The following is a 13,635-nucleotide window of genomic DNA, read 5'->3' as shown; positions in this document are numbered from 1 at the left end:
TAGGCGTCGGCGTGAATGCAGATTTTTGCTCCTCGGCAATTGCTGAGTTACAGGGATGTAATGAATGCAGAAAATGCAGGAGCATTTTTCTGCCCTGTATCGCCTAAAGCGCCTACTGTTGGTGCCCTAATACACGCCATCCATGGCAATCAGTCGCCGCCTCAGGTACTGCCGAAATTTGATGTGCGATAGGTATAACTTCCGGATTTTGCTTCCTCGCCTTTCGGGCGATGGCAGATTCGAAGTGCGCACAGGGAGGTTGTTTTTGAGTATATCCTAAGCATTGACGCGATACGGTTTTCAGTTTTTATGATTTGCAAATTTAAAAAGGAGATTCCTAATGTTCAAAAAGCAGGCAATTGTTTTGCTGATTTCGGCTGTAACCGCACTAGGCGGGTGTAATCGGGTTTATTATGCCCAGGATGTCGACGATGATGACTTAGTGGAAGTCAGCTACGATGCGGTAGATGAGTTATTGACACATCTCAGACATCCATTGCCTAGAGGAAGCTTGGTTGTTGTTAACTCGTTAGTCAATGTAGATGATATGAGTCAATCGTTTTCGTTCGGTCGAATCGTTTCCGATCAAATTGCATCGGCATTTCATCGTTCAGGTTATCGTGTCATGGGTATGGAGTTACCGACCGAAATTTTCGTCAAAAATGACACCGGTATTTTGCAGTTGTCCGATGAAACTAAAGCCGGATTGGCCGAAGTTGGCGCGCAAGCTTTGTTAGTAGGCACTTTTGCGCCGGGTAAGAGAAATGCTTATGTATCGCTAAGAGTTGTCGATATCGATAGCGGATATTTTGTAGCGACTACCGATTATTCAATCGCGATGGGTCCCGATGCTAAAAACTTACTGAAAGCTAAGCCGGTAGAAGAGGAACCAAAGGTGGAAGAAGAGCCTATGCCGATGGTCGATGAATCGATGGACGATTTCGATTTGTTTGAATGAGCCTTGGTGGCAAGCATTCTGATACTTTATCTGCATTCATCGTCATCCTTGGCGTTCGGGTTGCCATCAAACCCAGAGGTGCCGAAGCGTCATTCCGTCAGGGATTCACTCCGGGCTATCCTGCCCGGAGCCCTTCGGGTAAATGCAAATCCGTTCCATACGAATTTGTAGCGGAATCCATCGGCATGGATGGCAATGCGTGGCTTCAGCTCCGTACAATCCAGGATATCGGCGATCAATGCCGATATGGCGCTGACCGGCTACAATTTGATATCAAAAAAATTAGATACGGTGTCGTGATCGCTTGGGTCATCGGCTTTTCCCTCCCTGACTAATCGGCATGTTTTGAATCCTGCTTTTAAAGCGGCATCTAGCTCCTCGGTAATATCCGACAAAAATAAAATATTTTCCGGTTCGGTTTCGATTTGTTCGGCGATTGCCGAATAAGAGGCGGTCTCTTTTTTACCGCCGATGTGCGTGTCGAAATAGCCGGAAAATAGCGAGGTTAAGTCACCGAAGTCGGTATGCTTGAATAACAGTTGTTGCGCATAGACCGAGCCCGATGAATATACATAAAGTTTGATGCCCTGATTATGCCATTCCTGCATGGCTCGAGCTGCATCTGTATAAATATGTCCCTTGAAATCGCCTTGACGATAACCGTGTTCCCAAATCAATCCTTGTAAGGATTTCAATGGAGTGACTTTTTGATCTTGATCGATCCATTGAATCATTTGTTCGATTAATGATTCGGTATTCGTCGGGTCGTCGATTAGCTTGGCGGCATCGTGCAGTAATTCTCTAACTTTCGGTTCGTGACCATGGTTGCGAATGAATTCGGCAATATGGGCTCTAGCATAAGGAAATAATACCTCCTTAACGAAGGATAAAGATGAGGTTGTACCTTCAATATCGGTGACGATGGTTGTGATCATAAGTGTCGATTGTTTGATCTACGATGGGTATAAAAGGTAGAAATTAGGTAAACCTATGTTATTTCGTGTCCATTCCTAAGGGAAAAGAATAGAAAGAATATTAATCTAATTGTTGAACATAGTCGTCGAAACTGGGGAATTGTTCGGAAATTTTGCTGCCGGTGAAATTCGCGACCCAGCCGTCCGGTGTCGTGAACAGGCGAATACATCGGAAATTGGGATTTTGGCCCATGTCGAACCAATGTTTAGCGCCTGCAGGAACACTGATTAAATCGCCTTGCTCGCATAAAATGCAATACACCTTGTCGTCGACATGTAATGAAAATAGCCCTCTGCCCTCGATAAAGAAACGAACTTCAAAATCGTCATGGATGTGTTCGGATAAAAACTTTTGTCGTAATGTCTCTTTTTCGGGGTGATTCGGGCTTATACCGATAACATCGACGGATTGAAAGCCGTATTCTTCTTGTAAGCGGTCAATCGGTTGCCGGTAGGCTTGTAATATAGCATCCTGGTCGGCATCGTCCGTAAGCTCGAATCCTGCGCTCCAACGTTCGAAACGGATATTCAGTGGTTCCAGTTGTGCTTGTATATCGCTGAAATCAAGATAAGTATTGCCGTTAGTCGGATCATTATCGGGGTATACAGTCAATGCGCTCATCGGTTTAAGGCTCCGTACAGTCGTATTTCACAGTCAAATAAAAACTCCAACGCTTCAACATGTCTTAGCGCATCTTCGACACTCCGACCCCATGTGTAATAGCCGTGTCCCGAGATAATATAAGCATAAGTTGATTCGCGTTGATCCATATAAGCATCGATCGTTGCTGAAAGTCTATGCATATTTTGATCATTCGCGAAAATGGGAATGCTGATTCGCGTTTCATGTGTATCGATATCGGGTAACGCTTTCAAAAGCTCATAATCATCGAGTACCAGCTCGGTTTTAAATAGCTTGGATATGAGCGTGGCATTCAACGAATGTGGGTGTAAAACGGCTTGCACCTCCGGGAATCTTTGATATAGCGCTGTATGCAATAGTGTTTCGGCCGACGGTTTTTTACCGTCAAGGGACGTACCGTCAGGAGCAATCAGCATGATATCTTTTGCACTGAGTCGACCTTTGTGTTTGCCTGAAACGGTAATAGCTACATCGCCATTGGACAAGCGTGCGGAAAAATTGCCGCTAGTTGCCGGTACCAAGCCTTTCCTATCGATAAAGCGTCCGGCTTCGATTAATTGCACGGCTTTTTCAGAAAATTCGTCTTCGAGTGTCATATTAATAGTTTGTGGATCTGAGTCAGAGTCTATTTTACCGATAATCGAATCCGAATGCTCAAACGATTATATCTAAACGCTATTGCATTAGTGATATACCCAGCGTAGATAAAAATTCGGCACCGGGGTGCCCGTCAAAGGACGCCGTGAATACATCCCTGTAGGCTCTATGCCAGCTCCATGCGGGTCCCTCACCTAGCGTTAGGTGAGGGACCGAACACCCCTGCACCTCCTTAGGTACTGTCAAAATTTGAAGTGCGAAAGGTATAGATGAGGTAGGATTACTCCTTTTTTTCACAGTAGGTTTTCAATCGGTGAAATGGATTCAGTTTTTAGCGATGCTTATTTTTGTCTCGCAGCTTAATGCGTGCACATGGATGTATGACGATTTCAAAGCACCAAAGGTTAAATTGTTGGCTATTGAGCCTTCACAGTTTAGCTTATTCAAACAACGTTTTAATATACGTTTGCATTTGCAAAATAGGAACGATTCCGAATTAGCGATAAGAGACATGGTCTATGCGCTGAAACTTAATGGTGTCGATTTTGCTCAAGGCATCAGCGATCAGGAAATTACGATTCCCGAATATGGCGAATATGTTGTCGAATTGCCCGTGAGCGTCAAATTAAAGACGCTTTTACGTCAATTGACTCGACGTGATGGCGCTCCCATTCGCTACCAATTGACCGGGCATCTAGGTTTAATGCGCAGCCTTATAACACTTCCATTCGATTATGAAGGGGAGGTTGATTTGGAGTTTTGATGGGGCATGCGGCATCAGCGATGAATGGATTGTAGTTAAATAGCATGAATATCGTAAGCGGCAAAATCGCAAAAGTAGCGGAAAGCACTATAATAAACCTTATTCAACTATTTCAATAAAGAGACCGCTCGACCATGGCCGACTCAGAAGATAAAAAAAAGTCAGTATCGCCTAACAACTTTGCCGATGACTTAGATTCAATGCTCGATGATGCGGCTTCGTCAATCGATAGCGATGAATTAATGAATGATGATGACGCTATCGACAAATTATTGATGGATAGCGCTTTTGATGAGCAAGAATTGTCCGATGACGATGACGAAGACGAATTCGGAGAGTTATTTGCCGATGATTTAGATGCTGATAATGATCTATCAGGGGGTGAAGCCGATTTAGTTCAAGACCAGGAGCCGTCCAATTCTTCTGAAGATTCGGCAATGGCCGAAATCGATGAGTTTTCAGATATAGGTTTCGACGAGTTTGCAGAAACCGAGCCGGAACCGATCCCTGATTCTTCACCGCCGGAAGAAGAGGCGGAAACGGATTTCGATAGCGATGACTTTACGTTAGCGGAATTCGATATTTCCGATCCGGAAGATCAAATCGACGAATTTGCAACGACTCAGGACGAAAATATAGCATTTGAGGAAGAGGAGGAAAGTTCTGATGCAATGAAAGACCCAGAAGATCTAGAGCAAGAACCAGATCTGGACTTTGCGGTCTATGACGATGCTTCGGAGCTTCCTGAAGCGGTGACGGCGGAAGAACCCCATAAAACAGTCGTCGACGATGTTATTACGACACAAATCAGCCAATTATTTAGTGAGCAGGAAATATTAAAGCAACAATTGGCCACAATGAGCGCTTCGACGAGTCAAGGGCAGACCGATGAAATCGATCGTTTGTCTAAGGCCCAAAACCAATTAAAAAAACAACTCGACAAAGGCGCTAAAATACCGACGATTACTTATGTGGCCATGGCCATTGCTGTTGTGGCTTTATTAACGGCCAGTGTGTTCGCATATTTAGTTTTGCAAAGCGATAATGAGATCGAGTCTTTGACTGAATTAATCGGTACGTTGGAAGAAAATCAAACCGAATTGAATGCTTTATTGATCAAAAATAATTTACCGGAAGTCGCTCAAACAAGCTCTGCGCCAATGGCTTTTCAAGATGAATCTTTTGAAGGCGATAATACCGAGGTTATTCCGTTAACACCGTTAACACCGTTATCACCAAAGCTTACCGAAACGGAAGCGAATGGAACGGCTTCTTCTGAAGCGCAATTAACTCAAGCGAAAAGCCCAGCCGAGGCAACACCGACCGATACTGAAAAGAAAATCGAGCAAGAGGAGGGTTCACCGCCGGTATCCGATGTTACTGAAGAGACCAGTCAAGTAGCGGCATTGGAAGCTAGAATCAAAGAATTAGAAAAGAAGCTTGCTAAGGCGACCGCTCCGCCAGTCAAAAAAGCGGCAAGCAAAAAGCCAGCCCCGGTCAAACGAAGTCCGCCAAAACCCAAGGCGCCGTCGGCCAGTTGGTCGGTGAATCTGATTTCGTTTAAGCAAGACTGGTACGCCAATAGAAAAGCCGCTGAATTCTCAAAGCAGGGAGTGCCGGCCAAGGTTATTCCGGTGCAAGTCAAAGGTCAAACTTGGTATAGGTTATCGGTTTCCGGATTTAAGAGCCGGAATGAGGCATCCGCTTATGCAGCCAGAGTAAAAAGAACGCATAATCTCGATTCAGTATGGATTGGAAAAGATTGATTCTTGAGCGTTGCTTTAGCTATTTTAGCTGCGGTAATCAGGCTCAAAGGGCTTCGGCAAGTACAACAAAATCGCTCAATTGCTTCGGCTAAACCCGTTCCTCTTAAAGAGAAAGAGCCGTCGACGAACTCTCGCGTATTAGCTATCACTGAAGAACAGGTATCGGAGTCGGCTAAAAAACGGCTTGATGTCGATGCAAGCGAGCTTAATAAATCGGCTAAACATCAAACCACGATGCAATTAAGCGATAAAGGGTTTTCAGCATTAGTAGCCGGCAATTTCGTATACCTGACCTTCGCCAATTCCAGCCGTCATTCCGCCATGGACTGGCGGAATCCCGTCACAGGGAGGTGAATAGTTTCAGTTCCTTTCCGGGGGGAAAATTAAGTAATGACATAGCCGAAAGCTTGCCATCCCTGGCCCTGGATTCCGCCAATCCCTGGCGGAATGACGAAATTTTTAAGTTTTTCTGATAGATGAAAAAAGAACCTTGTGTGTATATTTTAGCCAACAATAAGAACGGGACATTGTATGTCGGTGTTACATCCAATTTGGTTCAGCGTGTTTATCAACATCGAGAAAGCCAGGTAGAGGGCTTTACCAAGCGTTATGGTATTCATCAATTGGTGTGGTACGAACTTCACGAAACAATGGAGAGCGCGATTTTGAAGGAAAAGCGCCTGAAAACCTGGGAGCGAGCCGCTAAAATCCGGCTGATTGAAAGTACTAATCCCAATTGGCAAGACTTGTGGTCAAGTTTGGTTGTCACTTCCGTGTAACTGGCCTTTGCTAATTCAAGCCGGGATTCCGCCATGGACTGGCGGGATTACGGCACAAGGAAGTGAATAGTTTCACTTCCTCCGGGGGCAAATTAAGTAATGACATAGCCGAAAGCTTGCCATCCCTGGCCCTGGATTCCGCCAATCCCTGGCGCAATGACAGGATTTTTAAGATTTTCCGAAATATGAAAAAACCTTGTGGGTATTTTCGCCGGCAATTTCGTATACCTGACTTTCGCCAATTCAAGCCGTCATTCCGCCATGGACTGGCGGAATCCCGTCACAGGGAGGTGAATAGTTTCACTTCCTCCGGGGGAAAATTAAGTAATGAGATAGCCGAAAACTTGCCATCCCGGCCCTGGATTCCGCCAATCCCTGGCGGAATGACAGGATTTTTAGGATTTTCCGAAATATGAAAGAATGACGCCAGCAGCTAATCTCAGTTGCCGCCGATCTGCGATAGCGAGTCATAATCCAAAAACAACGCGAAGTCTTTTGTCGAACCGGCTCAAGCCAAACGCAAAAAGCGTGGAAAAAAGCAGACTAGCTAAGGCCGTTAAATTATCGACCCACCAAAGATTATAGGCTTCGGCAATAAGATGAAAAGGTGTTCTCAAAAAACCGTTAACCAAAAATAAATGGAATGAAAGATCGCCTAAGAAAACAAGCAAGGCTATTAGGATTGATAGCTGCCATCGAGTTTTGAAGATCCATAAGGAAAAAGTCAAAATCAAAACAGTAAAAGTCAGATCGGAAATAATCCAGGCAAAGTGATTGACCGATGCCAGCGCAAACAACAGCAAAGACAAGACAACACAAATGACCGGGATTTTAATATTTTCTTGTGATCCTAAATAGACACCCAAGCCTAAAACCGATGCATGGCCAAATACCATGTAATTCAGGTTTAGGTGGTAGTCCATTAAAACGGGGTTAAAGAACCATTCCAGGCAAGTAAAGAGTACAAAGATAGCAAAAAGAAATGGTGCTCCGAATTTTTGATATAACTTCAAAAAAAACGGGTAAATCAGATAAAACTGAAAAATAAACGGTAAAAACCACCAAGGACCAACCGGCATAAGCGCTTGTCCGGGTATGAAATTAGACACCAATAACGCTTTCCAAAGCAGGCTGTCCCAGTAAAGAACCTTACTATCGCTTATCAAATAGGTTTTCAATAGGCCCAACCCAATATAAACGCCAAGGCAGATCAGAAAAGAAAAATAAATCTTGAAAATTCGTCTTTTGATAAATTCGCTATAAACTAGCGGTCGTTTAATGTATTTTCTGGTTAAGCCATAAGCGCTGAAAAAAACGAATATCTGGACACCGTAATGGCCGAAATAGGCGAAAACGGCACGAAAAAACTCGGCGGGATGAAATTGAAGCGTCTGGTAAAAATTCGAGGATGATTGAATGGAGAAGGAAAACTCATTTTCTCCGATAGTCGGCGACAAATTATGAAAAAAATTATGCAAAACGATTAACAGGATACCGACGCCTTTTAAAGCCAGTGCTTGATCTTTTGAAAAGTGGGGAGCCTGTATCATAAGAACCAATTTATACCATGAATCAAAACAGAGCTGTTGAGTGCTATAACACTATTTGATGGTAATTATTAAGATCCCCACTTTGAAAAAGAAGGGGACTGCTGTTCTGCTGTTTCCCAAGCTCCAGCTTGGGAAAGCGATACGTGAAGCTCTAGCTTCGCGAGACAAGTAAAAAAGAAGCTAATATTCCATCGCAGGCACCGGTTACTGCTAAGCCAAACTCAATCGGTCGGGCAGGTCTCCGGAAGCCAGAGCTTCTGGTTTTTCCTTCCCAAGCTAGAGCTTGGGAAGGAGCGAAATAAGTAATCTGCTGTTTCCCAAGCTCCAGCTTGGGAAAGCGATACGTGAAGCTCTAGCTTCGCGAGACAAGTAAAAAAGAAGCTAATATTCCATCGCAGGCACCGGTTACCGCTAAGCCAAACTCAATCGGTCGGGCAGGTCTCGGGAAGCCAGCGCTTCCGGTTTTTGCTTCCCAAGCTAGCACTTGGGAAGGAGCGAAATTATTTTGACTTATGAATAGGCACAAAATAACTTAGGCTTTAGCTCCGGCATAACGGTATCTAACGACGCTTTATCAGATTAATTCAAAGAAATAACCTAGAATCCTAATCACAAGCTCCCAACAAAATAATTAAACCACACAATCCATGCCCTTCCTGAAGATCGAAGAATTCATTTGGCGACACAGAAGACCGTTTGTCGTGTTTTTTTCTGTTGTGGTCATTCAATTTTTCGAACTGGCATTATTGCACGTCAAATACGATATTTTTACCGGCGGATTCTTACAGCCTTATTCATACAAAACACTACCCGAAAGAGCTATATTTTTACTACTTACACTTTGGTACGACTTCTTTCTCTGCGGCATACTGGCGAGCCTTTGGTTTTATACCGCCGACCGGCTCAATAAATTCGGCATCATTATCTATTACGGCTTTACGGTCATCTTACTGTTGGCGATGGGGATTTGGCTCGGACTCAAGTTCAAAGTTCTGTCCTATTTCAACGACACAATCAATTACCAAATCATCAGAAACTTGGGCGGGGGCAGCCTGAGGGAAGGCTTGCTCTATGCCTCAAACGAAATCGCTTTGTTTGTTGGCATCATGGCCGTTATTATCATCGTATTTATCGTGATTGCCAGATTATTAACCAATCATGAATTCGTTCGAGACTACCACCAACAAAGCACCGATACTAAAACATTCAAACGTTTATTAATAACGCTCGGTCTGATCACCCCCTTTTTGACCTATTTTATTTCCGAAAACCATTATCTTCGCTACGGCTTGCAAAAAAAGACCTCTTATCATTTGGTTAGCTCGGCACTAGATACATTAACCGACTTCGACCGGGACGGCTACGGTCTCTTCAATTACCCAAAAGACCCGGCATTATTCGATTCACGTATTTATCCCGGCGCCATGGATATTCCCGGCAATCGTATCGACGAAGACGGTATCATGGGCGATGCCGAGCTAATGCCGCTTAAACCCGATCCATTGCGAGCGATAGAACCGCAGGCGGGAAAACACATTGTCTTGATCGTATTGGAAACCGCGCGATTCGATTTGCTTGAACAGCAAATCAACGGGCGTTATGTCGCGCCGGTTCTACGCGAAATAGCACAAACCGGTACTTCGGTCGATTACGCTTACAGTCATACCGGCTACACTACCACCTCGTTGATGGCGATATTCAACCGCGAATTGATACAGCACGATCACCGCACCCGCTTGATCGATTATTTGCAAAAATCCGGTTACGGGATCTCGATCATTTCTGGTCAAGACGAATCGTTCGGCGACATTGCAAAAAACACCGGCATGACCAACGCAGGCATTTATTTATTCGACGCGCGCACGGCAATTAAGGACCGGGTGTTTCCCAGCAAAGACCCCGGCAGCCTGAGACTCAGCGAAGAACGAGTCGTAGCGCAATTTCAACAACGCGTCAGCGAGCTCGAATTAGATAAGCCGCAATTTATCTACATCAACTTTCAGGCAGCGCATTTTCCGTATTCGCACCCGAATATGCAGAAAATCTTGATCGACGATTTCATTCCACGATCGGAAATCCGGGCGGAAAATCGCGGAAGAGTCGCCGAAACCTATTGGAACGCCATCGCCAATGCCGACTGGGCAGTCGGGCAGGTAGTCGAAATGCTTAAAAGCAATCATCTCTACGACCAAACTACATTGGTCATACTAGGCGACCACGGCGAATCGCTGTTTGAAGACGGGTTTCTCGGCCACGGCCATGCGATCAACGACGCGCAAACGCATATACCGCTCATATTCAACGATCCCAATATAGAAGTAAGGGAAGCGATAGGGCAAATCGATGTCGCGGAAATGGCGATTCGATCGGCATTCGGACTGCCGAACCAATGGCTCGACCAAGAAAAAACAGTCTTTCAATTAGTCGGCAACTTAAAACTGCCGGCACTCATTGGGCATGTCAAATACGGCGGAGACCGGATCGTGTTCGATTTTCGATCGGAACAAGCGTTTCTAAGCGAACTACGGCAATGGAAACCCTATCAAGATTGGTTGGAAGAACCTCAGCAAAAAGAGCGCATGACCAATATCATTCGCGAATGGGAAAATTTTAAATGGCATGAGTTTGAATACCGGCAACGGACGAAATTTCCGAGTGCTCAAGTTTACATGCATCAACATTGAACGTCAGTGGCGTTCCCTCACCTAACGCTAGGTGAAGGAACGTCGGTACGTTACGTAACAATAAATGGTATTGAAGTCACATTGGCTAAGATAGCTCCGTAGGGTACGCTGTGCGTACCATGGCAACCCCACCAATATTAACCAAACCCTTATAGCTTGAATCTGCGGTGCTTAACAGCATGAAGGTACGCGCGCAGCGTACCCTACAATTTATGTATAACGATGAGAGCTCTGGCTTCGCGTTACGACACGTATGACCCATGACGCGAAGGCTTTGGCAACAAACTTGGCTGTTAAACTAGAGCTTGGGAAACAGCGGAAAGATGGAAAAAAAGATTGTGGGAGCGACGCCTACGTCGCGATTTCGAGGCCCGAAAAGGTAAATAACACTAAACGGTATCCAGGGCCTAATTGGCTAAAAGATTCGTGTAGGCCGGGTTTCGCTAGCGCTAACCCGTCCTACGTTACTTTTTTTTAACGGGCGTCTGTAGAAAACGTTGAGCGATCCGGTATCATAAAAAAACGATGGGGCTTATGACTTGAATCCGAGCCATAACACAAGCCGATAAACAAAAATATTAGGAGTAACGACATTGAGCCTGAAATACAAAATCGACTCTCTATCGATTCAAGATTATCTGGAAGGCGAGCTACATAGCAAAATCAAGCACGAATACATCGACGGACAAGTTTATGCGATGGCAGGAGCGAGCACGAATCATAATCGTATTGTTGCCAATATGCTAAGCGCGCTGCATACCCAATTAAGAAAAACCCCCTGCGAACCTTTTGCATCGGATATGAAAGTGCAGGTAGCCGACGATTTTTATTATCCCGATGTTCTGGTTGTGTGCGATCATCACGGCAACGACTACGGTGTCACCGATACGCCGATCATCATCGTGGAAGTCTTATCCAAAGCCACGCGTAAAATCGATCAAACCCTAAAAAGGCAGGCTTATCAACGTTTGGAAAGTCTGCAAGAATACATCGTCATCGAGCAGGACTTTGTCGACGTGGTTATCAATCGACGCAAAAATCATTGGCAATCGGAGCACTACTTCATGGGCGATGAACTTTATTTAGAGTCCGTCGACTTGCAAATACCGGTTGAGGCGATTTATGAACGAGTTGAAAACGAGGATGTCATTAATTATCTAACGCAACAAGCGAATGAAAAAACAAACGCGGACAACTCGGCGAGTTCTCGTGATGAAGCGTAATTTCTGCTGTTTCCCAAGCCCTAGCTTGTTAAACGTAAGTATTCAGACCCCGTTGGCAAATTACCGCAATTCAGTCGTAGTTATTGGCCACCCTCTTTGAAAAAGGGGGATTTATTTTAAAAAATCTCCCCTAGCCCCTTTTTCAAAGAGGGGGACTGAATACTTACTGTTAAACAGATGTGTGAAGCGCTAGCTTCACGATGTACCGAAAAAGGGCTAATGTTCCTTCACATGAAGCGGTTACAGCTAAGCCAAGTTTAATCGGTCGTGCAGGTCGGTATATTGACACAGAGGATTCTGTGTTGCGCAAACAATTACATAGCTTGCTATGCGCCTGTTTACGCGCCTTGAATACGAACAAAAATCACGGAGTCAGTTGCCTAACTTATTACATGCCCGTTCCTAATAATGGTACGAAACACTAAACAATGACCGAAAACGAATTAAAACAATTGTTACGCAAAGGCGAAGACAGTCGCCAGCAATTTAAACAATTCATCAACAACGGTAATGCGTTAGCGGCTGAAATGGTCGCCTTTAGCAATGGCTTAGGCGGAACTATTTTCGTGGGTATTGATGATGCAGGGAGGATTGTCGGAGTATCGGAGCAAGATCTCCAGGTATTAAATCAACTCATCGCAAATACTGCTTCGCAATCGGTTCGGCCTGCGATTAACCCGATCACCGAAAATATTGTGACAGAACAAGGCCTAGTGGTCGCGATTCAAATTGCTCAAGGCATCAACAAACCCTATATGGATGCGCAAGGTTTTTTTTGGGTAAAGTCCGGTGCGGATAAACGGAGAGTCACCGCGCGCGAGGAAATTCAACGCATGTATCAAAGCGCCAACTTGCTGCATGCGGACGTCGTGCCTGTAACGGGTATGGGCATAGAAATGCTGGACAGAGATTATTTCAATCAATTCGTGATGAAACAATACGGTGAAATGCCTGACGATTTGGCAATATCGTACAGTCAGTTACTCAGCAATATGAATCTGATGCAAGACGGTGTTTTTAATCTTGCCGGTGCCTTACTGTTTTGCAAAATGCCGTCTATCAAATTACCGGTATTTATCGTGAAGGCCGTCGCTTATCCCGGTAACGACATTCATCTTGACCGGTATATCGAAAGTCAGGATATCGAAGGTAAGTTGGAAACCGTATTCAACGATTCTTTGGCTTTTTTGCTTCGGCAACTAAGACGCGTGCAAAGAAAACGCAATGTCAATACCGAAGGTGAGTTGGAAATTCCTCGAATCGCTTTGGAAGAATTGCTGATCAATGCCTTGGTGCATCGCGATTATTTTATTTCGGCACCGATACGCATGTTTATATTCGACAATCGTATCGAAATCATCAGTCCGGGGCATTTACCGAATAATTTAACGGTGGATCACATCAAAAATGGGAATTCCAATATTCGCAACCCGGTGTTGGCTTCTTTTGCGGCTAAAATTTTACCTTATCGCGGCTTAGGTAACGGCATTCGTCGTGCGCTAAAGGCCTGTCCCGATATCGAGTTGATTGATGATCGGGAAGGCAGTCAGTTTAAAGTGATTATTGCAAGGGACGAGTCTTGAACGATACTTTGAGCACTACTGTGGGAGCGACGCCTACGTCGCGATGTCGAGGCCCGAAAGGCTAGGTAACACTAAGCGGTATCGAGGCCTAATGGGCTAACCCGACCTACACTAC

General features: G+C 44.8%; 12 protein-coding genes. 8 read left to right on the top strand and 4 right to left on the bottom strand.

The window, feature by feature from the left end; translation table 11 throughout:
* The first annotated feature begins 340 nt into the window (after positions 1–340).
* Positions 341–958: a FlgO family outer membrane protein gene (locus ACINK7_RS13785; RefSeq protein ID WP_404355997.1), complete on the top strand. Its 618-nt coding sequence runs from the start codon at positions 341–343 to the stop codon at positions 956–958.
* 260 nt (positions 959–1,218) lie between these two features.
* Here ACINK7_RS13785 and mtnC read toward each other — a convergent pair whose 3' ends face one another.
* The 3 genes from mtnC to ACINK7_RS13770 all read right to left on the bottom strand — a co-directional run bounded on the left by mtnC (position 1,219) and on the right by ACINK7_RS13770 (position 3,171).
* On the bottom strand, positions 1,219–1,893 hold the full coding sequence (gene mtnC, locus ACINK7_RS13780) for an acireductone synthase (protein ID WP_404355995.1): 675 nt from the start codon (positions 1,891–1,893) through the stop codon (positions 1,219–1,221).
* Positions 1,894–1,993: 100 nt separating this feature from the next.
* Positions 1,994–2,554, bottom strand: coding sequence for a 1,2-dihydroxy-3-keto-5-methylthiopentene dioxygenase (locus ACINK7_RS13775; protein WP_404355993.1), 561 nt, complete (start codon positions 2,552–2,554; stop codon positions 1,994–1,996).
* Positions 2,551–3,171 carry a methylthioribulose 1-phosphate dehydratase gene (locus ACINK7_RS13770; protein WP_404355991.1) on the bottom strand — a complete coding sequence of 207 codons (621 nt, stop codon included), beginning with the start codon at positions 3,169–3,171 and terminating at the stop codon, positions 2,551–2,553. Before ACINK7_RS13770 ends, ACINK7_RS13775 begins: the two co-directional genes overlap by 4 nt.
* Positions 3,172–3,485: 314 nt before the next feature.
* Here ACINK7_RS13770 and ACINK7_RS13765 point away from each other — a divergent pair, with 314 nt between their 5' ends.
* The 4 genes from ACINK7_RS13765 to ACINK7_RS13750 all read left to right on the top strand — a co-directional run bounded on the left by ACINK7_RS13765 (position 3,486) and on the right by ACINK7_RS13750 (position 6,480).
* Positions 3,486–3,935, top strand: coding sequence for an LEA type 2 family protein (locus ACINK7_RS13765; RefSeq protein ID WP_404355989.1), 450 nt, complete (start codon positions 3,486–3,488; stop codon positions 3,933–3,935).
* A gap of 134 nt (positions 3,936–4,069) precedes the next feature.
* Positions 4,070–5,701, top strand: a complete 1,632-nt coding sequence (locus tag ACINK7_RS13760; RefSeq protein WP_404355987.1) for an SPOR domain-containing protein — start codon at positions 4,070–4,072, stop codon at positions 5,699–5,701.
* A gap of 3 nt (positions 5,702–5,704) precedes the next feature.
* Positions 5,705–6,055, top strand: a complete 351-nt coding sequence (locus ACINK7_RS13755) for a hypothetical protein (RefSeq protein WP_404355985.1) — start codon at positions 5,705–5,707, stop codon at positions 6,053–6,055.
* A gap of 122 nt (positions 6,056–6,177) precedes the next feature.
* On the top strand, positions 6,178–6,480 hold the full coding sequence (locus ACINK7_RS13750; RefSeq protein WP_404355984.1) for a GIY-YIG nuclease family protein: 303 nt from the start codon (positions 6,178–6,180) through the stop codon (positions 6,478–6,480).
* Between the two features lie 467 nt (positions 6,481–6,947).
* Here ACINK7_RS13750 and ACINK7_RS13745 read toward each other — a convergent pair whose 3' ends face one another.
* Complete coding sequence (locus tag ACINK7_RS13745) at positions 6,948–8,030, bottom strand: acyltransferase family protein (RefSeq protein ID WP_404355982.1); 1,083 nt, start codon at positions 8,028–8,030, stop codon at positions 6,948–6,950.
* Positions 8,031–8,677: 647 nt separating this feature from the next.
* On the opposite strand from ACINK7_RS13745, the gene ACINK7_RS13740 reads away from it, so the two are divergent.
* From ACINK7_RS13740 to ACINK7_RS13730, 3 genes are all read left to right on the top strand, one after another.
* Complete coding sequence (locus ACINK7_RS13740) at positions 8,678–10,714, top strand: sulfatase-like hydrolase/transferase (RefSeq protein ID WP_404355980.1); 2,037 nt, start codon at positions 8,678–8,680, stop codon at positions 10,712–10,714.
* Positions 10,715–11,307: 593 nt separating this feature from the next.
* Entirely contained in the window at positions 11,308–11,937 is a 630-nt protein-coding gene (locus tag ACINK7_RS13735; RefSeq protein ID WP_404355979.1) for a Uma2 family endonuclease, read from the top strand.
* 428 nt (positions 11,938–12,365) lie between these two features.
* Positions 12,366–13,520 (top strand): RNA-binding domain-containing protein, encoded by a 1,155-nt coding sequence (locus ACINK7_RS13730; protein WP_404355977.1) that lies wholly within the window; start codon positions 12,366–12,368, stop codon positions 13,518–13,520.
* Positions 13,521–13,635 lie beyond the last annotated feature (115 nt).

The organism is Methylotuvimicrobium sp. KM1 (genome assembly GCF_044788715.1).
Lineage (GTDB): Bacteria > Pseudomonadota > Gammaproteobacteria > Methylococcales > Methylomonadaceae > Methylotuvimicrobium.
This window is presented reverse-complemented; position numbering and strand designations above follow the sequence as displayed.